Origin of the sequence: Streptomyces sp. NPDC093252, from assembly GCF_040683675.1 — a bacterium.
Lineage (GTDB): Bacteria > Actinomycetota > Actinomycetes > Streptomycetales > Streptomycetaceae > Streptomyces.
In genome coordinates this window covers 555,535-578,391 of sequence record NZ_JBFBEM010000003.1, presented here as the reverse complement: position 1 = coordinate 578,391, position 22,857 = coordinate 555,535, and the positions used below count along the sequence as shown (strand labels likewise).

Below are 22,857 nucleotides of genomic sequence, written 5' to 3'. Positions count from 1 at the left end.
GAGCACCACAGTGAACGAGCACGACAGCACCGACGCCGGCCGCACGACCGCCCGGGAGATCGCCGACGCGCTCCGGGAACGGATCCGGGCCGGCGAACTGAAGGCGGGCGACCGGCTGCCCACCCAGGCGGACCTGGTGGAGGAGTTCGGTGTGGAGCGCGGCACGATCCGCCAGGCGCTGCGCGCTCTCCAGGACGACGGTCTGCTCACCCATGTCAGCAAGGGCAGCCCGCCCCGGATCGCCGAGTCCCGCACCGACCCCGACCGCTCCCGGGCGGCCCGGGTGGTCCTCATCTCCTACCTCGCCGAGGCGTTCCGCTCCCCGCGGGTACGGATAGACGCCCTGTGCTTCACCGCGGAGACCCTCCTGTGGGCCATCGGCGAGATGTGCACGGCGGTGGGGCGCGGGGAGGTGCGCCCGGAGAAGGTGGAGGTGCGGTGCCTGCTGCCGGGGGAGGGGGTGGAGTTGCCTTATCCGCGGCCGGTGGAGCGGGCGGCGGCGGGGATGCGGGAACCGGTCCGGGACCGGCTGCGGCAGCAGATCAATGATCAGAAGCAGGTCATGGAGTTCTATCTGACCTCGGTCATGGGGGGATACGGCGTGGACGCGCGGGTGGCCTTCAAATCTCTCCCGTTCGTTCCCACCGTCAAGCAGTACGTGCTCAACGGCAGCCTGGTGATCCAGGGCAACTACCAGGTGGGCACCAGGCTCTACGAGGATCTGCCGGACACCCCGCCCTTCGAGGTGTTCGACGTCGGCGGATTCAGCTCCTCGCTGTTCGAGTTCCGGCACGACCGGGGCGGCCAGGACGCGGCGATCGTCGAGGACACCCAGAATTGCTTCGACGCGCTCTGGGAATCGAGCTGACCGAGGCAGACACTCGGCTGGTGACTCCTGAGACGGGACGGACGGATCTGGTGGCGCGAGATGCTGAGGAACTTGCACAACTGGTCGCGAGCACACGGCATGTCCTGTTCGATTTCGACGGGCCGATCTGCCGGTTGTTCGCCGGTCACCCGGCCTCGGACATCGCCAGAGCCCAGGTGGAATGGCTGCGGGCGCGCGGCCTGGTGAGTCTGCTGAACGAGGCGGAACTGCACAGCGCCGATCCGCACGGGGTGCTCAGCGGGGTCGCCGCCCGGCATCCCGGCACCGATCTGGTCCTCGACCTCGAAGAACACCTCACCCTGCGGGAGCTGGAGGCGGCCCGGAGCGCCTGGCCCACCCCGTACGCGGACCCGCTGATCCGCACCTGGCTGGCGCGCGGCGCCCAACTCGCCATCGTGACCAACAACTCGGCCCGCACGGTCGAGGAGTACCTCAAGGGCCGCGATCTGCTGTCCTGTTTCGCCCCGCACATCTATGGACGTACCGGAGAACTCCATCTGCTCAAGCCGCACCCGCACGCACTGCGGCGGGCCCTGCGCGCGCTGGGGGCGGCGGGCGGGAGCGCGCTGATGATCGGGGACAGCGACACCGACTACTACGCCGCCCGCAGCGCCGAAGTCCCCTTTCTCGGCTATGCGAGCAGCGAGCGGGCGGTGTGGCGGATGCGGGCCGCCGGGGTGCCGGAGCGGGACATCCTGCCCACACTGGAACCGCTGCTGGCCGCGGTGAGGGGGACGGTCTAGGGGTGGCCTGGGAATGGCCGGGGAATGGCCGGGGCGTGGCCTGGGCGGTGGCCTGGGCGTTTCTCCGTCCCTGTCCAGATTTTGGGCAAACGTGAGAACGATCACCCCGGGAGGTACGCTCTGCGTCCATGCAGCACCACCAGCCCCATCCGGCGCGTCACGCGCTGGTGCGCTACTTCGCGGGGCGCCGTCGCGCCCGTGCCGCCGGGGACGTGGTGGTCGGCCACCACAACAGCAATCACATCCTTCCGCTGGGCCAGCCGCTGGCCTATCTGCTGGGGATGGATTCCGGCCAGGTCCGGGCCAAGTTCCGGATGCCGCTGGAGACGGTCGAGGTGGTGCCCCGGATCTGGCGGGAGTCCGAGGTGCTGCGGGTGGTGAGCGCGCGGCTCGACGATGTGCCGCGCTGCCTCTGGGACTTTGGAGAATGGTCTCTGCACGCCTATGTCACCGGGCGGCCCCTGTCCGAGGAGCCCGCCGACCGGCCGCTCGGCGTCGCCCGGATCGCCGAACTGGCCGGCCTCTTCGCCAAGCTGGCCACCGTCCCGGCCGAGGAACTGCCCGCGCTGCCCGCCGACTGGCCGGAGGACGGTGACAGCGCCGGATTCCTGCACCGGCTGGCCCACTTCGCCGACCACCGCGTCCACCGCCACAACCTCGGCCGCTTCGGCGCGCTGTTCGCCGCCCTGGGAGTCCGGCCCGGCATCGTCGGTGACTTCCTCGCCACCCGCCCGGCACTCACCCGCCGCCCCTTCATCCTGCTGCACACCGATGTCCACCGGGCGAACGTGATCGTCACCCCGACCCCGGAAGGCGAGCGGCTCACCCTGCTGGACTGGGAACTCAGCCTCTTCGGCGACCCCCTGCACGACCTCGCGACCCATGTGGTGCGCATGGGCTACGACGAGGGGGAGCGCAAACTCGCCGTCGACCTCTGGGCGGACGCGATGCGCCGGGCGGGCCGCCCGGAACTGACGGCCGCCCTGGACCCCGACCTCGCCACCTATCTGGGCTTCGAGTACGTCCAGTCCGTGTTCCCCGATGTGATGCGCGCCGCCCTCGCCCTGCCCGACGAGGCCGGTCCCGAGCACTACGCCGACGCGGCGCTGCGGATCTGCGGGGCGCTGGAGCGGGCCCGGGAGCCGCTGGGCCACCCCGACGCCCCGGCCGACCCGGCGACGGCGGCAGCCGCCCTGCGCGAGTGGCACGCACGCGATCTGGCCACCTGGCCCCGTACCCCGCCGGACGCCCCAGCCACCGCGACCGGACCCGGGACCGGACCCGGCTGGTGCGCGGACGCCGACCAGCCGCGGGGCATCGACGCGATGCCCGCGGCGGCGTCCGGCGGGACCCTTCGCCCGGAGCGGACGCCGGTCCCGGCAGACCTTCCGGGACGGTTGCCGGTTCCGGCAGACCTTGCGGAGCGGACCCGGGTCCCCGCCGACCTCCCGGAGCGCACGCCGCTGCCCGGTCGGTCGGCCTCCCGCCCTGCGTAGGCTCTCCCCATGACTGACAGTGCCGGCGGTGGGCTGCGGGAGCGCAAGAAGCGGCGGATGTACGAGACCGTCTCGGAGACCGCGATCCGGTTGTTCCTGGAGCGGGGGTTCGACGCGGTGTCCGTCGCCGAGGTGGCCGCGGCGGCGGAGATCTCCAAGCCGACGCTGTTCCGGTACTTCCCGGCCAAGGAGGATCTGGTGCTGTACCGGATCGCCGATCACGAGGGGGAGGCCGCGCGGGTCGTCGGGGAGGGGCCGACGCCGATCGCGGCGCTGCGGCGGCACTTTCTGGCGGGGCTGGAGCGGGAGGACCCGGTGACCGGGCTGAACGCGCATCCCCAGGTGCTCGCCTTCCACGCCCTGCTCTATGGGACCCCGTCCCTGGTCGCGCGGGCGCAGGCGCATCTGGAGCGGTCGGAGGCCGCGCTCGCCGAGGCGCTCGGCGGGGATCTGGACGCACGGCTCGCGGCCGGGCAGATCATCGCCGTCCAGCGGATTCTCGCGCTGGAGAACTGGCGGCGGATCGCCGGTGGGGAGGCGGTGGAGGTGGTGAAGGCGGACGCGGTGGTTGCCGCCGGGCGGGCGTTCGACGGGTTGGAGGGTGGGGTGGCGAGGCTTCTGGGGTAGGGGTTGGCCTCTGTGGCTGGCTCGCTGGCTCGCTGGCTGGTCGGCTGGTCGGCTGGTCGGCTGGTCGGACGGCCGGACGGCCGGACGGTCGTCCGTCGTCCGCCGTCCCTGCTGAATCGCGAGGCTCGGTCAAAAATGTAACTCGGTTTCGTTTTTTTGGGTAGGCTTGGCCCATGACGGCTTCCGATCCCGACCCAGATCCCGATCCCGGCTGTGCCTCCGATTCCGATCCCCGTCCGGGGACCGCCCGCCTCGCCCTGGTTCAGGAGCGTGCCCATCACGAGCTGTGCCGGGCCGCCCTCGCCGCCATGGTCGACGGGGCCGACGAGCAGGTGGTCATCGGGGCCGACGCCTCCGCCTCCGGGGCCGACGCCGAGGTGCTCGGCTATCGGTTGCGCAGCCGGGCCAAGGAGCTGCGGGAGCTGCCCGAGGGGCCGCTGTTCTTCGGGCGGCTGGACTTCCGCGCCGCCGACGGCGACCGTCCCGCGCTGCACATCGGGCGGCTCCGGATCAGCGAGCGGCCCGCCGACCCGCCCCTCGTCGTCGACTGGCGGGCGCCCGTCTCCCGCGCCTTCTACCAGGCCGGTCCCGCCGATCCGCAGGGCGTCGCCGTGCGCCGCCGGTTCGGCTGGGCACCCGGCAGCCGGGGGGACTCCGCCGATCTGACGTCCCTGGAGGACGAGCCGCTGGAGGGTGGGAGCGGGGGGCTCAGCGCGCTGGTCGCCCGGGAGATCGAGCGGCCCCGCGTCGGCCCCATGCGGGACATCGCCGCCACCATCCAGCCCGACCAGGACGATCTCGTACGGGGCGATCTCGCCCTCTCGGTGTGCGTGCAGGGCGCTCCGGGGACCGGGAAGACCGCCGTCGGGCTGCACCGCGCCGCCTATCTCCTCTACACCCACCCCCAGCGCGTCCGGCGCGGCGGGCTCCTGATCCTCGGCCCCCACCGCGCCTTCCTGCGCTACATCGCCGCCGTGCTGCCCGCCCTCGGTGAGACCGGCGTCGAGCAGTCCACCCTTCACGAGGCCCTCCGGGAGGACCTGGCGATTCCCGGGCGGCGCCCCGGCGCCGATCCGCCCCGCGCCGCCCTCCTCAAGCACGACGCCCGGATGGCGGAGGTGCTGCGCCGGGCGCTGTACGGGCGCGTCGACGCGCGGGGTGCCGGGGGCGAGCCGCTCACCGTGCCGGACGGGTCGTACCGGTGGCGGGTGGCGGCGGAGGAGGCCGCCGCGGTGGTCGCCGGGGTGCTGGCCGAGGACCCGCCGTACGGGACCGGGCGGGAGCGGGTGCGGACCCGGCTGCTGGAGCGGATCCGGGTGCGCGCCGAGCGCCGTTCGGGGCCCCGGCCGCACACCTGGGTGCGGAGCGTCTCCCGGGCGCTCACCCCGTACCTCGACACCGTCTGGCCCCGGGTGCGGGCCGAGGAGGTGGTCGCCGGGCTGCTCGGCGACCCGGAGGCGCTCGCGCGGGCGGCGGGCGGACTGCTGGACGCGGCGGAGTGCGCGGCCCTCGGCTGGGCCCGGCCGCCCCGGTCCTGGCGCTCGGCGCGCTGGTCGGCGGCCGATCTGGTGCTGCTGGACGAGGTGGCGGGCCTGATCGCCCACCCGGAGGGGTACGGCCATGTCGTCGTCGACGAGGCGCAGGACCTCTCCCCGATGGAGTGCCGGGCCATCGCCCGCCGGTCCCGGTTCGGCTCGCTGACCGTGCTCGGTGATCTCGCCCAGGGCACCACCCCGTGGGCTGCCCGCTCCTGGGCCGCCAGCCTGCGCCACCTCGGCCGGCCGGACGCCGCCGTGGTGGCGCTGACCACGGGGTTCCGGGTCCCCGAAGCGGTCCTCGGCCTGGCCAACCGGCTGCTCGCGCGGCTCGACGTCGAGGTACCGGCGGGGCGTTCGCTGCGCACCGACGGCGAACTGCGGCTGCGCCGGGCGGCGACGGCCGGGGAGCTGCCGGGGCTGGTGCTGACGGCCGTCCGGGAGGCGCTGGAGCGGGAGGGGTCGGTGGGGGTGATCGCCGCCGACGGGGACCTGGGGTGGGTGCGGGAGGCGCTGACCGGGGGCGGGATCGCGGTGACGGGGGAGGGAGATGGGGAGGGGGATGGAGATGGGGAGGGGGGTGTGCGGGTGGCGGTGGTTCCGGCGGGTGTGGTGAAAGGGCTGGAGTACGACCATGTCGTCGCCGTCGAGCCCGCGTCGATCGCGGCGGCGGAGGAGCGCGGGCTGCACCGGCTGTATGTGGTGCTCACCCGGGCGGTCTCCCGGCTGGACGTGGTGCACGGGAGACCGCTGCCGTTCTGAGGGCCGCGCGCCACCGGGGCCCGGCCGCCGCACAGCGGTCGGTCTCCCGTGCCGGGGGTCAGCCGAGCAGGGGGATCAGCCGAGCAGGGGGAGCAACTGCTCCTCCTCGTAGGCCAGATGGGCCTCCAGCTCCGCCGTCAGCCGCTCGACCTCCGCGCGGACGGCCGCCCGCGGGCCCTCCTCGGTGAGCACCGCCCGCAGTTCCTCCACCAGCTCCGCTATCCGCTCGTGCTCCTCGCGCAGCCGCGCCAGCGCCGGGGCCGCCTCGGGATGGCGGTCGGCGAGGAAGGGGAAGAGGGCGAGGTCCTCGCCGGTGTGGTGGTTGTGCAGCCCGTGGCAGAAGGTGAGGCAGTTGACGCGGAGCTGTGCGCCCAGCGCCGTACCGGAGGTGCCGTCGGCCTCCCCCGGCTCCTTCCTTTCTTTCGTTGCTTTCGCTTCCTTCGGTTCCTTCGGCTCCTTCAGTTCCTCGCGGAGAAGGGAGAGTTCATGGCGGAAGGCGTCGTGCACGACCTTGATCGCCTCGCCGGGCGAGGAGGCGTTGATCTGCGGTGGCCCCTCCGGCGGGACCTCCCGGAGGGCGACCACCGGGATCAGCCGGTCCGTCCCGCGCTGATACTCGGCCCAACCCGGCTCGCTCTCCACCGCCCGCGCCCACGCCCGCGCCCGCTCCTCGCCGGTGAGGACGGTCGCGTCGGCCTCGTAGGTGAAGGCCCCGCTCTCGACGGTCACCCGGGGACGGGCGACCAGATTGTGGAACCAGGCCGGGTGCCGGGGCGCGCCCCCCGCGCTGGCGATCACCAGGATCCGGCCGTCGCCGTCGTGGAGATAGCCGACGGGGGTGGTGTGCGGGGCGCCGCTGCGGGCACCGGTGGTGGTGAGCAGGATCAGCCGGGCGTTCTCGAAATACCCGCCGACGCGGCCGTGATGGGCGCGGAACTCATCGATGACCTGCTGATTGAAGTCGACGGGGTGCTGATTCGGTGCGATGTCGTTGTCGTGGGACATGCTGGGGTGTGGTCTCCTTCTCCTCGGTTTCCCCGGACGCTCACGGCGGATGTCGTCCCGCCGTACGACGGTGGAGGTGAAGAGAGGAAACGGCGGACCTCTGGCCCGCGCCCGCCTCACTCAGAGGCCGGGCACCCAACTCTCTCGTGGCACAAGGCCGACCCGGCAGTCATACGCGCGACAGTAGCGGCGGCGGCCCGGGTGCGGCAACGTGGTTTCCGTGCGCCCACTGCTGTTCCTCGACGTCGACGGCACGCTGCTGCCGTTCGGAGGGCCGGGACCGTATCCGGTGTACGAGTCCGGCGGTACGGATCCGGCCGCCCATCCGCTGCTCACGCGCATCGACCCCGCCCTCGGCCACCGGCTGCGCGCCCTGGACTGCGTCCTGGTGTGGGCCACGACCTGGCTGGACGACGCCAACGAGGTGATCTCCCCCTGGCTGGGCCTGCCCCCGCTGCCCCTCCTGGACTGGCCGGAGGGAGAGGGGGAGGGGGAGGACGCTGCTGGGGCGGCGGGGCCCGCCCGGGGCGTGCACTGGAAGACCCGGCCGCTGGTCGCCCACGCGGCCGGCCGTGCCTTCGTCTGGCTGGACGACGAGATCACCGCCGCCGACCACGCCTGGGTCCGCGCCCACCACCCCGGCCCGGCCCTGCTGCACCGGGTGGATCACCGGAGTGCCCTGACCCCGGCCGACTTCACCGCCGTACGGGAGTGGCTGGAGAGGTGAGGGACAGGGGTGGGGGCGGGTGAGGCCGATCTAGGCGTCGGGGTGGTGGTCCGCCGCCTGGCGGGCCGTGCGCTCCAGCCGTTCCCGGTACTCGGCCCACCAGGTCTCGTCGCCGTCGGTCATGCTGCTGTTGGACTCGGCCATGCCGACCTTGCCGTCGAGGAGTTCGCGCAGGATGTCGGCCTGGCCGGCGTGGCGGTCGGTGTCGGCGATCACCCGGACCGCGGCGTGGTGCAGGGTGAGCCGTGCCCGGTCGGCGGGCCACCAGGGCACGGTGCCGACGGTGTCCAGCGGCAGCGCGTCGAGGGTGGCGTCGGCATGGTCCCAGGCCCGCCGGTACAGCCCGACGATGTCCTCGCGCGACTGATCGGCGGTGGCCCACATGTCGCCGTTGGTGGTGCCCGCGTCCAGCAGCCAGGGCAGGTCCTCGCCGTGCGGGCGGCCGAAGGCGACGCCGAGATAGCCCAGCTCCACCCCGGCCAGATGCTTCACCAGGCCCAGCAGATTGGTGCCGGTCGGGGTGAGGGGCCGCCGGACGTCGTACTCGCCGAGCCCGTCGAGCTTCCAGAGCACGGCCTCGCGGGCGGACTGGAGATAGCGGTGGAGGTCGTCGCGGGGCGTGGTGGTGGTCGTCGTCATGGGGTCATCCTTGCCCTGGTGGGGCCGGGGCGTAAGGGGTGCCCCGGGAGGGGGGCGGTCCCTGTCGCGCCCCCCTCCCGGTGCGGCTAGCGGCCGAGGGTGGTGGCGAGGGTCTCGTCCACGGTGGCGGCCAGCTTGTCGTCGTCGGGCTCGGTCCAGGCGTGAGCGACATGGCCGTCGGGGCGGATCAGCGCGGCGCGGACGCCGGACCACGTCTCCCGGTCGCCGGGGGTCGCGCCGCCGTGCACCCGGATCCGCTCCTGGGCGCGGTCGGCGAGGACACCGCCGTCGGTGAGGTCGGCCAGCAGATACGCGTCCGCGCGCAGCAGCCCGAACAGGGTGTCGCCGCCGCTGCCGCCGAAGGCGAGGTCGGGGGCGCGGCTGCCGGTGACCGGGTGGGCGTCGGCGCCGGGGCCGCCGTAGTGGACGCCGAGGGCGGTGAGCCGCAGGGCGAGCTGCTCGGCCAGCTCCGGTACGGAGCGGATCAGCGAGCTGAACAGGGAGCGGGCGGCGAGGCCCTGCGGGGTGAAGCTGGTCAGCAGATGGGTCTGGGCGCTGCTGTGCTCTTCGAGCTGGGCGCCGACCGGGTGGCGTTCGGCGTGGTAGGTGTCGAGGAGACCGGCGGGGGCCCAGCCGCCGAGGGTGGCGGCGAGTTTCCAGCCGAGGTTGTGGGCGTCCTGGATACCGACGTTCATACCGACGCCGCCGGTGGGGAAGTGCTGGTGGGCGGCGTCACCGGCGAGCAGGACGCGTCCGCGCCGGTAGTCGGTGGCGAGGCGGGTGGTGTTGCCGAAGCGGGAGAGCCAGGAGGGGTCGCGCATCCCGAAGTCCTCGCCGGTGATGGCGATGGTCTTGGCCCGCATCTCCGCCATGGTGAGATCGCCGGGCCACTCGGTGGTCAGCCCGTCGGGACAGGTGCCGACGACCCGCCAGCGGTTGCCGGGCAGCGGGGCGATCATCAGGCCGCCCTCGCTGTTGAACCGGTTGAAACCGAGGGGCGGGGCGTTGTCGAGGGCGACATCGCCCATCCAGCCGAGGACGGTGGAGGGGGTGCCGGGGAAGTCGATACCGGCGGCCTCGCGGACGGTGCTGCGGGTTCCGTCGCACCCGGCGAGGTAGGCGGCGTCGAGGGTGTAGGCGCCGTCCGGCCCTTCCACCCGTACGGTCACGGAGTCCTCGTGCTCCTCGAACCCGGTGACCCGGTGCCCGCGGCGGATGTCGGCGCCGAGCCGGAGGGCGTACCGCTCGATGAGTTCCTCGGAACGGGCCTGGGGGAGGGCGAGGGTGAAGGGGTACGGGGTGTCCAGCGACCGGAAGTCGAGCCGGCTGGCGAGGTTGGCGAAGTGCCCGCTGGGTATGTGCACGCCCTCGTCGAGGAACGTCTCGTGCACCCCGCGGGAGGCGAGCACCTCGATGGTGCGGGGGTGGATGGTGAGGGCCTTGGAGTGCCCGTCGATCTCGGTGCGCTGCTCGACGACGGTGACGGGGACGCCGTTCGCCCGCAGCTCGGTGGCGAGCCAGAGCCCGACGGGGCCGCCTCCGGCGATGACGACATGCTGCTCACTCATGCGCGTGCCCTTCCTCTCCCGACCGGGATCCTTCTCTTGGTCGGTGACCATATTTACTCTCTCGCAGTAAACTGGGTCACTGACCAAGAAGCAAGGGGGGTGCCTTGCGGGGGGCGGGGGTGGGGGATGGGGATGGAGGGCGTGGAGATGCGGGTGCGGGGTGTCGAGGGGGCGGGGGTGCGGGGCGGAGGGCGTGGCGTCGAAGGGGGGTGGTGAAGGCGATCGGCCCGGCAGGGCTGGTGCGGATGCGGCTGGCCGCGATCACGCTCGACTGCCCCGATCCGCCGGCCCTGGCGGCGTTCTACCAGCGGATCACCGGGGCTTGAACCGCACCCGAGGGCTACCGCGCACCGAGCTGGCCCGACCAGACCGTCCCCCAGCAACTCCATCTCTGCTTCGACGTCTACGAGGACCTGGACGCGGCCGAGGCGCGGCTGCTGGAGCTGGGCGCGGGCAGACCGGACCACCAGCCGCACGGCGACCGGGCCCGGGTCCTCACCGACCCCGCCGGGCACCCTTTCTGCATCGTCCCGCGCTGAACGGGGCCTCGGCGTCCCGGGGTCCCGGTGCCCCGGAGTCTCGGGGGCCTGGCGGATGTCCGGGGCTGGGCCGCCGGGGACGGTTGCCGAGCGCGGTGTGCCGCTGTCACCGGGCGTGCCGCTACCGGCGTGGTTAGGTCCGGCGTACCGGCGTCAGACCCGGCATATCCCCGTCAGGCCCGGCGTACCGCCATCAGCAGGCCGCTCGCCCAGCTCAGCCGGACGCGCCGGAAGTCCTCGCGGGCGTCCAGTTCGGCTAGCAGGTGCCGGACGGCGACGTCATGGCCCTCCGGCCAGTCGGGGCGCGGGGAGAGGTCGTCGATCAGATAGGTCCCGCCGGGAGCCACGAGGTCCAGTGCCCGGTCGAGGTGGGTGAACTTGCCCGGCCGGGTGTCGGCGAAGACCAGGTCGAAGGGAGCCCCGTCGAACTCGTCCAGCCACGCGCCGCCGTCCCCGGGGACGAAGGTCACCCGGAGATCGTCGCCCAGTTCCTCCCGGGCGATGGCCTGGAGGGCGGGGTCGCGTTCGACGGTGGTCAGCCGGGTGGCGGCGTCCATCCCGGCGAGGAGCCAGGCGGTGCCCTCCCCGACGCCGGTGCCGAGTTCGAGGATCCGCCCCGCGGGCCGCGCGGTGGAGAGTGCCGCCAGCAGGCTTCCCGTGCGGTCGTCGCAGGACCTGGTGAAGCCCACGTCCCGCGCCTTGGCCCGCAGCGCGGGCAGGGCGACCGGGGGGCGGTCCGGGGTGTCGTCCATCCGCCGATGATGGGGCGGCCGGGTCGATGCGGGCAAGGCCGTCTCCCGCCGTCGGCCACTCCGCCACCAGTCACTCCGCGGACCGGCCACCCCGCGACCGGCCACTCCGCCACCGGGCACTCCGTTGCCGGTCGCTTTGCCGTGCGTCTCGCTGCCCCTCCGCCACTACGGCCCTCCGCTTCCCCGGCCCCGGCCCCCTCCCCAGCCCCCGCCCCCCTCGACACCCCCGCACACTTTTGCAAGCGTCTGCTTGCAATAGTTAGCGGAGGTGAGGCACAGTGGAGGCATGGCATCGCTCAACGTCGGGAATCTTGGTGAGTATCTGCGCGAGCAGCGGCGCACCGCGCAGCTCTCGTTGCGGCAGCTCGCCGAGGCCGCCGGGGTGTCGAATCCGTATCTGAGCCAGATCGAGCGCGGGCTGCGCAAGCCGAGCGCGGAGGTGTTGCAGCAGGTCGCCAAGGCGCTGCGGATCTCCGCCGAGACGCTGTACGTGCGGGCCGGGATCCTGGATGCCGAGCGCGACCCGGCCGAGGTCGAGACCCGCGCCGCCATCCTCGCCGACCCCACGCTCGACGAGCGGCAGAAGCAGGTACTGCTCCAGGTGTACGAGTCCTTCCGCAAGGAGAACGGATTCGGCGCGGCCGAGGCGGAAGCTCCCGCCGACGGCGGAGCCGGGGCCCGGGGCGACGGTGACGATCTCACGCGCGATGCCGGCCCGCAGCGGAGTACCGGATGAACCGGACCAGGGAAACTCCGGAGTCCGCCGCGGACCACCACCGAACCTCAGCCGAATCTGCATCCGGGAGGACCCTCACCATGGCCATCAGCGACGACCTGCGCAAGACCTTCAGCGACCCGACCCCCCTCTACTTCGCCGCCGGCACCGCCGACCTGGCCTACCAGCAGGCCAAGAAGGTGCCCGCGCTGGTCGAGCAGTTGCGGTCCGAGGCCCCGGCCCGTTTCGAGGCCGTGCGCAACACGGACACCAAGGCCGTCCAGGAGCGGGCGGGCGCCCGCGCCAAGGAGGCCGGTGCCCGGGTCAAGGAGACCCAGGAGAACGTCCAGACCAAGGTCAACGAGTTCATCAACAGCCTCGACGGCGACCTCAAGAAGCTCGGCAGCACCTTCGACGCCGATCTGAAGAAGCTCGGCGAGAGCGCCCAGGATCTCGCCCTGCGCGGGGTCGGCGTCGCCGCCGAGTACGTCGTCAAGGCGCGCGAGACCTATGAGCGGGTCGCCGAGCACGGTGAGCAGACGGTGAAGACCTGGCGCGGGGAGGCCGCCGAGGGGACCGGGGACGCCGGGGAGGTCGGGGAGATCGCCGTCGCCGTCGAGCCCGGCACCGCGCCGGCCGCCACCCCGGTCACCGAGCCGAAGGCCACCCCGGTCGCCGAGCCGCCCGTCGCCGCGGGCGCCAAGAAGGCTCCGGCGAAGAAGGCCCCCGCCAAGAAGGCCCCGGCCGCGCGCCGGACGACCGCGAAGAAGACCACGCCGCCCGCCGAGTGAGAGGGGTGGTTCCGGGGAGGAGGGCCGGGCACTTACCGGGTGCCCGGTCCGTTGATCCGGGTAGCGCCGACACCGTTGGGGGTACGGTGACGGGGTAGTGGTGATGGTGACGAGGTAGAGACGACGATCCGATTCGGGTGGTGGACGTAGTGCTGATGCAGGGCTTCACCGGTTTCCTGTGGCTGCTGAACCTGGGATTGACCGTGTTCAGCGCCTTCGCGCTGGTCGACGCCGCCATCCGCCGCGAGGACGCCTATCGCGCGGCGGACAAGAAGACCAAGCCGTTCTGGCTGATCATCCTCGCGCTCGCCCTCGTGGTGAACCTGATCTTCGGCGTCCTGTCCTTCCTCCCGATCATCGGCCTCATCGCCACGATCGTGTACATGGTCGACGTCCGCCCCGCCCTGCGCGCCCTGCCCGGCGGCGGCCGTCCCCACCGCGGCTCCAGCAGCGACGGCCCGTACGGTCCGTACAACGGCGGTCGGTAGAGAGTTGGGTAGGCGGATGGATTCCGGTCGGTAGTTGGTCCGTACGCCGTGGGTCCACGGCGGACCCCCTACCGCTCCAGCAGCACCACAGCCACGTCATCCGTCAGCTCGCCCCCATTGAGCTGCCGTACCTCCTGCACGGCCGCCCGCAGCAGGGACTCCCCGCGCAGCCCCTCCGCCAGTTGCCGCCGCACCATCTCGACCATGCCCTCCTGGCCCAGCCGCTCCCGTCCGTCGCCGATCCGGCCCTCGATCAGCCCGTCCGTGTAGAGCATCAGGCTCCACTCCGGCCCCAGCTCCACCTGCATCCGCGGCCACCGCGCCCCGGACAGCAGCCCGAGCGCGGGGCCGTTGTTGTCGTACGGCAGCAGCCCCGCCGGGTGGCCCGCGCGGGCGATCAGCGGGGCCGGGTGCCCGGCCAGGCACAGCCCGGCCCGCCGGCCGTCCGGCGCGATGTCGACCGTGCACAGCGTCGCGAAGATCTCGTCGTCGTCGCGCTCGTGCTCCAGGACCTGCTGGAGCGTGCTCAGCAGGTCGTCCCCGCACAGCCCGGCGAAGGTCAGCGCCCGCCAGGCGATCCGCAGCTCCACGCCGAGCGCCGCCTCGTCCGGCCCATGGCCGCAGACATCGCCGATCATGGCGTGCACCGTGCCGTCGGGGGTGCGGACGATGTCGTAGAAGTCGCCGCCCAGCAGGGCGCGGGAGCGGCCGGGGCGGTAGCGGGCCGCGAACCGCAGCGAGGAGCCCTCCAGCAGGGGCGTCGGCAGCAGTCCGCGTTCCAGGCGGGCGTTCTCCTGCGCCCGGAGCCGTCCCTCGGCGAGCCGTCGCTCGGCGGTGTCGGAACGTTTCCGCTCGACGGCGTACCGGATCGCCCGGCTCAGCAGGCGGCCGTCCAGTTCGTCGCGGAAGAGATAGTCCTGCGCGCCCACCCGTACCGCCTCGGTGCCGCGCTCGGCGTCGCCGGACGCGGTGAGGGCGAGGACGGCGTGCCGGGGTGCGAGTTCCAGGACGTCGCGGAGCACGGCCAGCTCCTCGCCCTTCTGATCCGGAGCGGCGGCGGAGGCCGCGCCGCCCGAGCCGCCGGAGGCGGGCAGCGCCAGGTCCAGCAGGATGCACTGCACATCGTGGGTGAGCAGCCGGGCGGCCTCGGTGAGATTGCGGGCCGTACGGATGCGGATCGGCTGTCCGGCGGTGTCGAGCATCTCCGGCACGATCGCCGAGCCGCCGGGGTCGTCCTCGATCAGGAGGAGGGTGAGGGCTCCGCCGGTGCCGGGGTCCTTGACCGGGGCGGCGGTCAGCGCTCCGCCGGTCGCTGGAGCGCCGGCCTCCGGGTCTTCGGTCGTTGGACCGCCGGTCACCGTGTCTCCGGTCACCGATCCGGCGGTCATCGGTCCACCGGCCATCTGGTCTCCGGTTGCCGGGTCAGCGGTCGCCGGTCCACCGGCCACCGGGTCCCCGGTCGCCGGACCAGCGGTCACCGGGTCTCCGGTTAGCGGCCCACCGTTCACCGGGCCTCCGCTCGCCGAGCCGACGACCCGGTCCACCTCCATGGCCGGGACGGCTCTCTGCCGCGGTACGGGTACGGACATGGTCCTGGGTTCCTTCCCTCCCCCCGAGGGCACGGCGCACCGAGGGTGCTCGGTCCACCGACGGGGACCATAGCGGGTGGCGGTGCCCGATTGGAATGGTGTGAGGCACGTCGCTCGGCACGGGGCCGCTGTCATATGCCGCGATCCGTACCGCAGTTGGGCAGGGCGACCGCCGGTGCGGAATGACGAAGGTCACGTCCGGGAGGGGTTTGCCCTGGCCGGGCGTGTGCCGGGTCACATGAAACGGGCCATGACCAGCCACCGCACCTGTCCGTCCATCCCCGTATCCGCATCCGCGTCCTCGCTCTCCCCTCACCCGTCCGCAGGGCCAGCCGACCCGGAGGGGTCAGCCCATCCGGAGGGCCGGCCCGCCCTGAGGGTCAGCCGGTCTGGAGGGGCCGGCCCGCCCGGAGGGCTCACCCCCCAGGGCGCACAACCCCCAAGATCGGCATGGAACCGGCACCCGCGATGGTCACCGTCCGCCCCGGCCGAGGGGAGTGGACCATCGCCCCGTCCCCCACGTACATCGCCACATGGCTGGCGTCGGAGTTGTAGATGATCAGGTCGCCGGGGCGCATCTCGGCGAGGTCGACACGGGGGAGCTGCCGCCACTGCTCCTGCGAGGTGCGCGGGATGGGCGTACCGGCCGCGGCCCATGCCTCCGAGGTGAGCCCGGAGCAGTCGAAGGTGTCCGGGCCCTCGGCGCCCCACTCGTACGGCTTGCCGAGCTGGGCCTTGGCCCAGGCGACCGCCCGCCGGCCCTCGGCGCTCGCCGTGCCGCCGGGCAGTTCGTCGAGTATCCCGGTGTCGACCCAGGCGGTCTGGGCGCGGGCGGCGGCCTGCCGCTCCAGCTCGGCCAGGCGCTCCTTCTCCTCCTTCGCCAGTTGGGACTCCAGCTTCTCGGCGGCGGAGATCTGCTTCTCGATCTCCCCTCTCGCCGTGTCCTTGGCCTTGCGGTTGGCCTCCAGCTCGTCCCAGCCCGCGGCGGCGTCCTTGGCGTACAGCTCCAGGTCGTCCTGGGTCTGCTGGAGTTCGGCGAGGGTCTTGTCGGTGGCCCGCTCGCCCTGGAGGATGCGCCCGGCGCCGTCCAGGAACTGGCGCGGGTCGTCGCTCAGTATGAGCTGCGCCTCGGGCGGCAGCCCGCCCGTGCGGTACTGGGCGCGGGCCGCGGCCCCCGCCCGCTCCTTCAGCTCCGCCAGCTTCTCCTCGCCCTGCACGATCCGCTTGGCCAGCGCCACGATCTCCGCGGACTGCTGATCGGCCAGCTCCTCCGCCGCGTTGTAGGCGTCGGTGGCCACGGCCGCGTCGTGATACAGCTCTTCGAGCCGGGTGCGGACGGCCTCCAGCTCGGCGTCGGTCGCCGGGGCCGCGTCCGCGACCGGGTCCGGAACGGTCACCGAGGCGGGCGGGCCGCTCGGGGACGGGTCGGGAGCCGGGGCGGCCAGCGCGCCCCCCGGTATCGCCAGCACGGTCGCCGCGCAGACCGCGCAGACCACCATGACCGCCGCCGAGAGCCGCCCGCGCTTGCCCGGTGCCATACCCATGCCCCCCAACTGATGAACCGTCAGTAATCTGCGGCGCCCGAGGGATCGTGCCACGCCGCGGCGCGAAACGACAGAGGCGGTAACTGCCTCCCCAGGCCACCGCGTCGTACGACGATCTCCCCGACTTTGTGACGAACGACTCAGTCAGATCGTTCCTGGCGGGCCGTCCCGGCGGGGAAACGAGAGGGAAATCCGTTACGTCCGGGACCCCAACGGCATACACCGACCCCACCTCGCGCCACTCCGCCGCGCCACTCCGCCGCGCCGCTCCGCCGCGCCACTCCGCTCAGCGCCAACACCTCCCCACCGGCCACACCCCGAGCCTGCCCGCGCGGGGCCGAAGCCCTGGCCCCCGCCCCCGCACCCGGGCCGCTGGCCCTCTCCCCTGCGCCTGCCCGCCCGAGACCGAAGCCCCACCGCGCCCAACCCTCCGCCGCCCACGCCCTCACCGCGCCCCATCCCCCCGCCGCCACCGCCCTGACCGCGCCCCCCAACGCCACCGCCCCCCACCCCCCGGACGCCACCACCCCTCACCCAGCCGACCCCCACAGCCCCGGCCCCACCACCCCCAACCGCCGCCGCCCCCCCACCACCCCAAACCAGCGAACCCTCCTACCCCCCAACCCCCCTACCCCCGAGGCCCCAAAGCCCCCCACCCCACCGTCACCTCCCCCTGCCGCCACCGCCCCGCGCGGTCCAGGACCGGCCAGTCGGCGGCCAGTTCGCGCACCGCGCGCACCCATCGCTGGCGGGCGCCATACGCGGCGTAGGGCGCGGCGGAGGCCCAGGCGCGGTCGAAGTCCCGCAGGAAGGCGTGCACCGGCTCGCCCGGCACATTGCGGTGGATCAGCGCCTTCGGGAGCCGTTCGGCGAGGTCGGACGGGCGGTCCAGGGAGCCGAGCCGGGTCGCGAAGGTGACCGACCGGGGCCCCTCGGGGCCCAGCGCGATCCAGACATGCCGACGCCCGATCTCGTCGCAGGTGCCCTCCACCAGCAGCCCGTCCGGGGCGAGCCGTCCGCACAGCCGCTCCCAGACCCCGGCGACCTCCCCCTCCTCGTACTGCCGCAGCACATTCGCCGCCCGGATCAGCAGCGGGCGGCCGGGGAGCGGGATCTCGAAGCCGCCGTGCCGGAAGGACAGCCCCTCGCGCGCGTAGGGCCGCGCCGCCGCGACCCGCTCCGGGTCGATCTCGATCCCGGTGACGCGGACGCCGGGCGCGGCGGTGCGCAGCCGCTGGAGCAATTCGACCGCCGTCCAGGGGGCCGCCCCGTAGCCCAGGTCGACGGCGAGCGGGTCGGCCGCGCGGCGCAGTGCGGGGCCGTGGACCGCCGCGATCCAGCGGTCCATGCGGCGCAGCCGGTTGGGGTTGGTCGTGCCGCGCGTCACCGTGCCCACGGGACGGGAGGTCGAACGGGCGGTCATGGCTACGAGGGTAAGCGCCACCCCGGCACCACCCCGGGACCACCCCGGCACCACCCCGGGACCACCCCGGCACTGCCCCGGCACTGCCCCGGCACCACCGTCCCCTCGAACGGTTGAGCGAGCACCGGTAATGGTTCGGTAAAGAAACCGCCGTCCGATACGGCACGGAAATGGAGCACGGCCTTCCGGCGTTGCAGCCCCGTGGAGGGCGCGCGCCGCCCTCCGAGGCATGCCCGCGGCAGGGAGGAACGGCACGTGAGCCACTACGTCAGCAGGCTCGGTCGGCGCTCCCCGTCGGCCGCCGCCCGACTGAGCGGCAGGCGCCTCGGCCATCGCCGCCCGCGCCGCGTCGCGATGCTCTCCGTGCACACCTCCCCCCTCCACCAGCCCGGCACCGGCGACGCCGGCGGCATGAACGTCTACATCGTGGAGCTGGCCCAGCGCCTCGCCGCGATCGACATCGAGGTCGAGATCTTCACCCGCGCCACCTCCGCCGCCCTCCCGCCCACCGTCGAACTCGCCCCCGGCGTCCTGGTCCGCCACATCGACGCCGGACCCTATGAGGGGCTGGCCAAGGAGGACCTCCCCGCCCAGCTCTGCGCCTTCACCCACGGGGTGATGCAGGCATGGGCCGGACACCGCCCCGGCCACTACGACCTCGTCCACTCCCACTACTGGCTCTCCGGCCATGTCGGCTGGCTCGCCGCCCAGCGCTGGGGCGTCCCCCTGGTGCACGCCATGCACACCATGGCCAAGGTCAAGAACGCCAGCCTCGCCGACGGCGACACCCCCGAGCCCGCCGCCCGCGTCATCGGCGAGACCCAGATCGTCGCCGCCGCGGACCGGCTGATCGCCAACACCGCCGAGGAGGCCGACGAACTCGTCCACCACTACGGCGCCGACCCCGGCAAGGTCGCCGTCGTCCACCCCGGGGTCAACCTCGGCCGCTTCCACCCCGGCGCCGGACGCGCCGCCGCCCGCGCCCGGCTCGGTCTGCCCCAGGACGCGCTGATCCCGCTCTTCGCCGGCCGGATCCAGCCCCTCAAGGCACCGGACGTACTGCTGCGCGCGGTCGCCGTCCTCCTCGACGAGCGCCCCGAACTGCGCTCCCGGATCGTCGTCCCGGTCGTCGGCGGGCCCAGCGGCAGCGGCCTCGCCAAACCGGAGGGGCTGCACAAGCTGGCCGCGCGGCTGGGCGTCGCGGATGTCGTACGGTTCCGGCCGCCGGTCGGGCAGGACCAGTTGGCCGACTGGTTCCGGGCCGCGTCCGTGCTGGTGATGCCGTCCTACAGCGAGTCGTTCGGGCTGGTCGCCATAGAGGCGCAGGCGGCGGGGACACCGGTGCTGGCCGCGGCGGTGGGCGGGCTGCCGGTGGCCGTGCGGGACGGCGAGACCGGGTTCCTGGTGCGGGGGCACGACCCGGCCGCGTACGCCCGGGTGCTGGGCCGGTTCGCCGACCTCCCGGAGCTGGCCGACCGGATGGGCGCCGCGGCGGCCCGGCACGCCCGCTCCTTCGGCTGGGACGCGGCGGCAGCCGCCACCGCCGAGGTCTACACCGCCGCCATCCACGCCCACCGCCGCCGCGCCCGCACCCACCACGCCTGACCCCGCCCGTCCTGAGCCGGACAGGCCCACCACGCCTGACCCCGCCCGTCCTGAGCCGGACAGGCCCACCATCCCTGACCCCGCCCGTCCTGAGCCGGACAGGCCCACCACCCCTGACCCCACCACCCCTGACGCGCCCGAACCCACCACGCCTGACACCGGGCCGCACTGACGTACGCTCCCCCCATGGCGGAAGCACTGACGGCGGCGCAGCGGCGTGCGGCCCAGGTCATCGAGGGTGTGCTCGGCGACGACGACATCGCGTGGGAGAGCCCCGGCCCCGGCCACTACGTCGTCAAACTCCCCGGCACCCGCAAGCTGTCCACGACCGTCTCCCTGATCGTCGGCCGCCACTCCCTCTCCCTCAACGCCTTCGTCATCCGCCACCCGGACGAGAACGAGCCCGCCGTCCACCGCTGGCTGCTGGAGCGCAACCTCAAGCTCTACGGCGTCAGCTACGCCGTCGACCCGCTCGGCGACATCTACGTCACCGGCCGGCAGCCGCTCGCCGCGGTCACCCTGGAGAGCGTCGACCGACTGCTCGGCCAGATCCTGGAGGCCGCCGACGGCGCCTTCAACACCCTGCTCGAACTGGGCTTCGCCACCGCGATCCGCAAGGAGTACGCCTGGCGGACCGAGCGCGGCGAATCGACGCGCAATCTGGACGCGTTCATGCATCTGATCCAGCGCCCGTCGGACTGACCGCCCCCGACCCCTGCGCACCCCTTACCCTGCCCCTCCCTCCCGTGGCATGCTCACCACCAACGCACACCTGAACATCGTTCACATCCTTGAAATCCACACGCTGGTGGACGGGCGACGGCCGGGACGGCCGCCCCGTCAGGAGAAGGGCGGACGAGCATGGGCCACGCGCACGACGGCATCACCCGACGCACCCTGCTGGGCACCGCGATCACCGCCGCCGCGGCGACCGCCGCCCTCACCCCCCACCCCGCCACCGCCGCACCCGGCACCCCACCCCCGACCCCCACACCCCCCGCAGCCCCCACACCCCCGTCACCCCCCACACCCCCCACCCCCCGAACCCCCGCCCTCTGGCGCGAGTTCACCCGCACCCCGTACACCCACCCCCAGATCCCCTACACCGGACAAGCGGGCCGGCGCGGCGGAGCCCCCCGCTTCCCCCGCCCCCGCGTGGTCGCCGACATCCGCGACTACGGAGCCGTCCCCGACGCCACCACCGACTCCGCCCCCGCGATCAACCGCGCCCTCGCCGCGGCGGGCGCGGCCGGCGGCGGTACGGTCACCGTCCCGCCCGGCACCTTCCGCGTCGACGACGTGATCCGCGTCGGCCACTCGAACGTCGTTCTGCGCGGCGCGGGCAGCACCCGCACCACCCTCCTCGCCACCCGCAGCCTCACCGAACTCATCGGCGTCTACGGCTCCCGCTACGGCGGCGACAAGTCGTCCTGGTCCTGGGCGGGCGGCCTGATCTGGCTCGCCCCCGAGGCCCGCTACGCCTCCCTCACCGCCGCGATCCGCGCCAGGGCCTGGCCGTTCGAGGGCTGGACCGGCAACCGGCGCGACGAATGGCGGACCCTCACCGCCGTCGCCCCCGCCCGCCAGGGCGACCGCACGGTCACCGTCACCGACCCCGCCCCCCTGCGCCCCGGCGACCTGGTCCTCCTCCAGCTCGCCGACGCCCCCGACCACTCCCTCCTGAAGCACATGTGCGGCGACGGCCCCGGCACCGACGCCTACGACTGGCCCGCCATGACCAAGCTGACCTCCTACGTCCCCTACGAGTGGCCGGTCCGGATCACCCGGGTCCGGGGCCGCCGCGTCACCCTCGAACGCCCCCTCCCGCTCGACACCCGCCCCGAGTGGAACCCCCGCCTCACCACCCATGTCCCCGCCCTCACCGGCTCCGGCGTCGAGGCCCTCACCCTGGAGGCGGTCCAGACCCCCCAGCAACCCCACCTCCTCGACAAGGGCCACAACGGGGTCACCCTGCAATGCGCCTACGACTGCTGGGTGGACGACGTCACCGTCCGCCATGTCGACAACGGGTTCGGGCTGGTCGCCGCCTCCGCCTGCACCCTGCGCCGCACGCGCGTGAGCGGCCGGGGCGTCCACCACCCCTACTTCTGTCGCGAGGGCTCGCACGACAACCTGATCGAGGACTTCACCGTCGAGCGCCGCACCACCCCCGCCCCGCCCGGCACCCAGCTCCACGGCATCAACGTCGAGGGCCTGTCCTCCTACAACGTGTGGTCGCGGGGCGTGATGGAGATGGGCACCTTCGACAGCCATCGCGGCCTGCCCTTCGCCAACGTCCGCACCGACATCACCGTCGAGAACAACGGCCGCCACGGCGGCGACGCCATCGCGGGCCCCCTCTTCGGCGCCCGCTTCGCCCACTGGAACATCCGCGTCACCAACGGCCGCGCCGGTCTGATGAAGATCGACGGCCTCGCCCCCTACTCCGCCACCGTCGGCATCAACGAGGTCCGCGAGTTCGACCAGATCGACGTCCCCGACTTCACCGGCGACCTCCACTCCCGCCTGGAGCTGTACGGCACCACCGACGCCGTGCACCCGCCGAACCTGTACGAGGCTCAGCGCGCGCTGCGCTGAAACCGGCCCGGGGTCACCCCCACCAGCCGCCGGAAGTGCCGGGTCAGATGCGCCTGGTCGTAGAACCCGGTGCCGCTCGCCGTCTCGGCCGGGCCCGCCCCCGCCAGCAGCAGCGCGCGGGCCCGCTCGACCCGGCGGGCGGTGAGGTACTGGTGCGGGGCGATGGCGTAGGCGGCGCTGAACGCCCGTACGAGGTGGGCCGGGTGGGCGCCCAGCAGGGCACCCGCCTCCGCCAGCCCCACCCCCTCGGTCACCCGGGCGTCGAGGAGTTCGCGCAGCCGCCGGGCCAGGGCGGGACCGGTGCGCGGGGCATCGGCGGCGACGGCGGCGACGGAGGCGGCGACGGCGGCGGACCGGGGTTGCAGCAGCGCGCCGAGCCGCTCCGCGACGAAGGTCAGCCGGCTCTCCGCCTCCAGTTCCTCGCCGGGCCGGGCCAGCGCCGCGTGCAGTTGCCCGACCCGGCGCCGCAGCAGGGGGTCCCGCAGATCGGGGCCGTCGACGGCGGCGCCGATCAGCTCCTCCGGCAGCCGGGAGGTGTCCAGATACAGCACCCGCTTGCGGAAACCGCCCGGGGTGGCGGGGGAGCCGTTGTGCGGGATGTGCGGCGGCAGCAGGGAGACGGTGTCACCGGGCGTGCCGTGCCGGTGCCGCTCCAGGTCGTACCGCACAGCCCCGTCGTCCACGATCAGCAGCGTCCACGCCTCGTGGACATGCATCGGGTAGGTGTACGCGGGGAAGTGGGCGTGGAAGACCTCCACGACGCCCGGGACCGGCGGGCGCCAGGCGGAGACGGTGGCGTCCAGCCGCGAGGGGGCCATGCAA

Annotated in this window: 20 protein-coding genes and 1 pseudogene; 13 read left to right on the top strand and 8 right to left on the bottom strand. The window is 73.6% G+C overall.

Translation table 11 applies throughout. The features are described 5' to 3' along the window. Positions 1 to 10: 10 nt before the first annotated feature. The 5 genes from AB0O01_RS08610 to AB0O01_RS08590 all read left to right on the top strand — a co-directional run bounded on the left by AB0O01_RS08610 (position 11) and on the right by AB0O01_RS08590 (position 6,052). On the top strand, positions 11 to 868 hold the full coding sequence (locus AB0O01_RS08610) for a GntR family transcriptional regulator (protein WP_365311713.1): 858 nt from the start codon (positions 11 to 13) through the stop codon (positions 866 to 868). Between the two features lie 50 nt (positions 869 to 918). Further along, positions 919 to 1,632: an HAD-IA family hydrolase gene (locus tag AB0O01_RS08605; protein WP_365311801.1), complete on the top strand. Its 714-nt coding sequence runs from the start codon at positions 919 to 921 to the stop codon at positions 1,630 to 1,632. A gap of 128 nt (positions 1,633 to 1,760) precedes the next feature. After that, on the top strand, positions 1,761 to 3,128 hold the full coding sequence (locus AB0O01_RS08600; RefSeq protein ID WP_365311712.1) for a phosphotransferase: 1,368 nt from the start codon (positions 1,761 to 1,763) through the stop codon (positions 3,126 to 3,128). 9 nt (positions 3,129 to 3,137) lie between these two features. Then, complete coding sequence (locus AB0O01_RS08595) at positions 3,138 to 3,755, top strand: TetR family transcriptional regulator (RefSeq protein ID WP_365311711.1); 618 nt, start codon at positions 3,138 to 3,140, stop codon at positions 3,753 to 3,755. A gap of 173 nt (positions 3,756 to 3,928) precedes the next feature. Next, positions 3,929 to 6,052: an AAA family ATPase gene (locus AB0O01_RS08590; protein WP_365311710.1), complete on the top strand. Its 2,124-nt coding sequence runs from the start codon at positions 3,929 to 3,931 to the stop codon at positions 6,050 to 6,052. Positions 6,053 to 6,127: 75 nt separating this feature from the next. Here AB0O01_RS08590 and AB0O01_RS08585 read toward each other — a convergent pair whose 3' ends face one another. Then, positions 6,128 to 7,057 carry a nitroreductase/quinone reductase family protein gene (locus AB0O01_RS08585; RefSeq protein WP_365311709.1) on the bottom strand — a complete coding sequence of 310 codons (930 nt, stop codon included), beginning with the start codon at positions 7,055 to 7,057 and terminating at the stop codon, positions 6,128 to 6,130. Between the two features lie 220 nt (positions 7,058 to 7,277). Between AB0O01_RS08585 and AB0O01_RS08580 the strand changes: the two genes are divergently transcribed. Beyond that, complete coding sequence (locus AB0O01_RS08580) at positions 7,278 to 7,784, top strand: HAD domain-containing protein (protein WP_365311708.1); 507 nt, start codon at positions 7,278 to 7,280, stop codon at positions 7,782 to 7,784. A gap of 30 nt (positions 7,785 to 7,814) precedes the next feature. Here AB0O01_RS08580 and AB0O01_RS08575 read toward each other — a convergent pair whose 3' ends face one another. Both AB0O01_RS08575 and AB0O01_RS08570 read right to left on the bottom strand, forming a co-directional pair. Further along, positions 7,815 to 8,423 carry a DinB family protein gene (locus tag AB0O01_RS08575; protein ID WP_365311707.1) on the bottom strand — a complete coding sequence of 203 codons (609 nt, stop codon included), beginning with the start codon at positions 8,421 to 8,423 and terminating at the stop codon, positions 7,815 to 7,817. 86 nt (positions 8,424 to 8,509) lie between these two features. Beyond that, complete coding sequence (locus AB0O01_RS08570; RefSeq protein WP_365311706.1) at positions 8,510 to 9,991, bottom strand: FAD-dependent monooxygenase; 1,482 nt, start codon at positions 9,989 to 9,991, stop codon at positions 8,510 to 8,512. A 245-nt stretch (positions 9,992 to 10,236) separates the two neighbouring features. Between AB0O01_RS08570 and AB0O01_RS08565 the strand changes: the two are divergent. Further along, positions 10,237 to 10,530 (top strand): annotated as a pseudogene (locus tag AB0O01_RS08565) (VOC family protein). A 173-nt stretch (positions 10,531 to 10,703) separates the two neighbouring features. Here AB0O01_RS08565 and AB0O01_RS08560 read toward each other — a convergent pair. Continuing rightward, positions 10,704 to 11,282: a class I SAM-dependent methyltransferase gene (locus AB0O01_RS08560; RefSeq protein ID WP_365311705.1), complete on the bottom strand. Its 579-nt coding sequence runs from the start codon at positions 11,280 to 11,282 to the stop codon at positions 10,704 to 10,706. A 286-nt stretch (positions 11,283 to 11,568) separates the two neighbouring features. On the opposite strand from AB0O01_RS08560, the gene AB0O01_RS08555 reads away from it, so the two are divergent. The 3 genes from AB0O01_RS08555 to AB0O01_RS08545 all read left to right on the top strand — a co-directional run bounded on the left by AB0O01_RS08555 (position 11,569) and on the right by AB0O01_RS08545 (position 13,276). Next, positions 11,569 to 12,018, top strand: coding sequence for a helix-turn-helix transcriptional regulator (locus AB0O01_RS08555; protein WP_365311704.1), 450 nt, complete (start codon positions 11,569 to 11,571; stop codon positions 12,016 to 12,018). A gap of 80 nt (positions 12,019 to 12,098) precedes the next feature. After that, on the top strand, positions 12,099 to 12,788 hold the full coding sequence (locus tag AB0O01_RS08550) for a hypothetical protein (protein ID WP_365311703.1): 690 nt from the start codon (positions 12,099 to 12,101) through the stop codon (positions 12,786 to 12,788). A 155-nt stretch (positions 12,789 to 12,943) separates the two neighbouring features. Beyond that, entirely contained in the window at positions 12,944 to 13,276 is a 333-nt protein-coding gene (locus AB0O01_RS08545) for a DUF2516 family protein (protein ID WP_365311800.1), read from the top strand. Between the two features lie 68 nt (positions 13,277 to 13,344). On the opposite strand, the gene AB0O01_RS08540 is transcribed toward AB0O01_RS08545, so the two are convergent. From AB0O01_RS08540 to AB0O01_RS08530, 3 genes are all read right to left on the bottom strand, one after another. Next, the gene (locus tag AB0O01_RS08540) at positions 13,345 to 14,865 is read right to left on the bottom strand and encodes a SpoIIE family protein phosphatase (protein WP_365311702.1); all 1,521 of its coding nucleotides are present in this window, start codon (positions 14,863 to 14,865) and stop codon (positions 13,345 to 13,347) included. Between the two features lie 416 nt (positions 14,866 to 15,281). After that, entirely contained in the window at positions 15,282 to 16,403 is a 1,122-nt protein-coding gene (locus AB0O01_RS08535) for an NlpC/P60 family protein (protein WP_365311799.1), read from the bottom strand. A 634-nt stretch (positions 16,404 to 17,037) separates the two neighbouring features. Further along, complete coding sequence (locus AB0O01_RS08530) at positions 17,038 to 17,832, bottom strand: class I SAM-dependent methyltransferase (RefSeq protein ID WP_365311701.1); 795 nt, start codon at positions 17,830 to 17,832, stop codon at positions 17,038 to 17,040. A gap of 255 nt (positions 17,833 to 18,087) precedes the next feature. Between AB0O01_RS08530 and mshA the strand changes: the two genes are divergently transcribed. The 3 genes from mshA to AB0O01_RS08515 all read left to right on the top strand — a co-directional run bounded on the left by mshA (position 18,088) and on the right by AB0O01_RS08515 (position 22,035). Further along, a complete protein-coding gene (gene mshA, locus AB0O01_RS08525; protein ID WP_365311700.1) occupies positions 18,088 to 19,437 on the top strand; it encodes a D-inositol-3-phosphate glycosyltransferase in 1,350 nt (449 codons plus the stop codon). 186 nt (positions 19,438 to 19,623) lie between these two features. Continuing rightward, the gene (locus tag AB0O01_RS08520; RefSeq protein ID WP_365311699.1) at positions 19,624 to 20,139 is read left to right on the top strand and encodes a YbjN domain-containing protein; all 516 of its coding nucleotides are present in this window, start codon (positions 19,624 to 19,626) and stop codon (positions 20,137 to 20,139) included. A gap of 159 nt (positions 20,140 to 20,298) precedes the next feature. Beyond that, positions 20,299 to 22,035, top strand: coding sequence for a glycosyl hydrolase family 28-related protein (locus AB0O01_RS08515; RefSeq protein ID WP_365311698.1), 1,737 nt, complete (start codon positions 20,299 to 20,301; stop codon positions 22,033 to 22,035). Here AB0O01_RS08515 and AB0O01_RS08510 read toward each other — a convergent pair. Next, positions 22,017 to 22,853 carry an AraC family transcriptional regulator gene (locus AB0O01_RS08510; RefSeq protein WP_365311697.1) on the bottom strand — a complete coding sequence of 279 codons (837 nt, stop codon included), beginning with the start codon at positions 22,851 to 22,853 and terminating at the stop codon, positions 22,017 to 22,019. The genes AB0O01_RS08515 and AB0O01_RS08510 overlap by 19 nt on opposite strands. Positions 22,854 to 22,857: the final 4 nt, after the last annotated feature.

Excerpts from the sequence above, each read along its gene's own strand:
- AB0O01_RS08600 (WP_365311712.1), top strand. The coding sequence starts at position 1,761 with ATGCAGCACCACCAGCCCCATCCGGCGCGTCACGCGCTGGTGCGCTAC.
- AB0O01_RS08595 (WP_365311711.1), top strand. The coding sequence starts at position 3,138 with ATGACTGACAGTGCCGGCGGTGGGCTGCGGGAGCGCAAGAAGCGGCGG.
- AB0O01_RS08590 (WP_365311710.1), top strand. The coding sequence starts at position 3,929 with ATGACGGCTTCCGATCCCGACCCAGATCCCGATCCCGGCTGTGCCTCC.
- AB0O01_RS08585 (WP_365311709.1), bottom strand. The coding sequence starts at position 7,057 with ATGTCCCACGACAACGACATCGCACCGAATCAGCACCCCGTCGACTTC.
- AB0O01_RS08575 (WP_365311707.1), bottom strand. The coding sequence starts at position 8,423 with ATGACGACGACCACCACCACGCCCCGCGACGACCTCCACCGCTATCTC.
- AB0O01_RS08570 (WP_365311706.1), bottom strand. The coding sequence starts at position 9,991 with ATGAGTGAGCAGCATGTCGTCATCGCCGGAGGCGGCCCCGTCGGGCTC.
- AB0O01_RS08560 (WP_365311705.1), bottom strand. The coding sequence starts at position 11,282 with ATGGACGACACCCCGGACCGCCCCCCGGTCGCCCTGCCCGCGCTGCGG.
- AB0O01_RS08555 (WP_365311704.1), top strand. The coding sequence starts at position 11,569 with ATGGCATCGCTCAACGTCGGGAATCTTGGTGAGTATCTGCGCGAGCAG.
- AB0O01_RS08550 (WP_365311703.1), top strand. The coding sequence starts at position 12,099 with ATGGCCATCAGCGACGACCTGCGCAAGACCTTCAGCGACCCGACCCCC.
- AB0O01_RS08545 (WP_365311800.1), top strand. The coding sequence starts at position 12,944 with ATGCAGGGCTTCACCGGTTTCCTGTGGCTGCTGAACCTGGGATTGACC.
- AB0O01_RS08540 (WP_365311702.1), bottom strand. The coding sequence starts at position 14,865 with ATGTCCGTACCCGTACCGCGGCAGAGAGCCGTCCCGGCCATGGAGGTG.
- AB0O01_RS08535 (WP_365311799.1), bottom strand. The coding sequence starts at position 16,403 with ATGGCACCGGGCAAGCGCGGGCGGCTCTCGGCGGCGGTCATGGTGGTC.
- AB0O01_RS08530 (WP_365311701.1), bottom strand. The coding sequence starts at position 17,832 with ATGACCGCCCGTTCGACCTCCCGTCCCGTGGGCACGGTGACGCGCGGC.
- AB0O01_RS08520 (WP_365311699.1), top strand. The coding sequence starts at position 19,624 with ATGGCGGAAGCACTGACGGCGGCGCAGCGGCGTGCGGCCCAGGTCATC.
- AB0O01_RS08515 (WP_365311698.1), top strand. The coding sequence starts at position 20,299 with ATGGGCCACGCGCACGACGGCATCACCCGACGCACCCTGCTGGGCACC.
- AB0O01_RS08510 (WP_365311697.1), bottom strand. The coding sequence starts at position 22,853 with ATGGCCCCCTCGCGGCTGGACGCCACCGTCTCCGCCTGGCGCCCGCCG.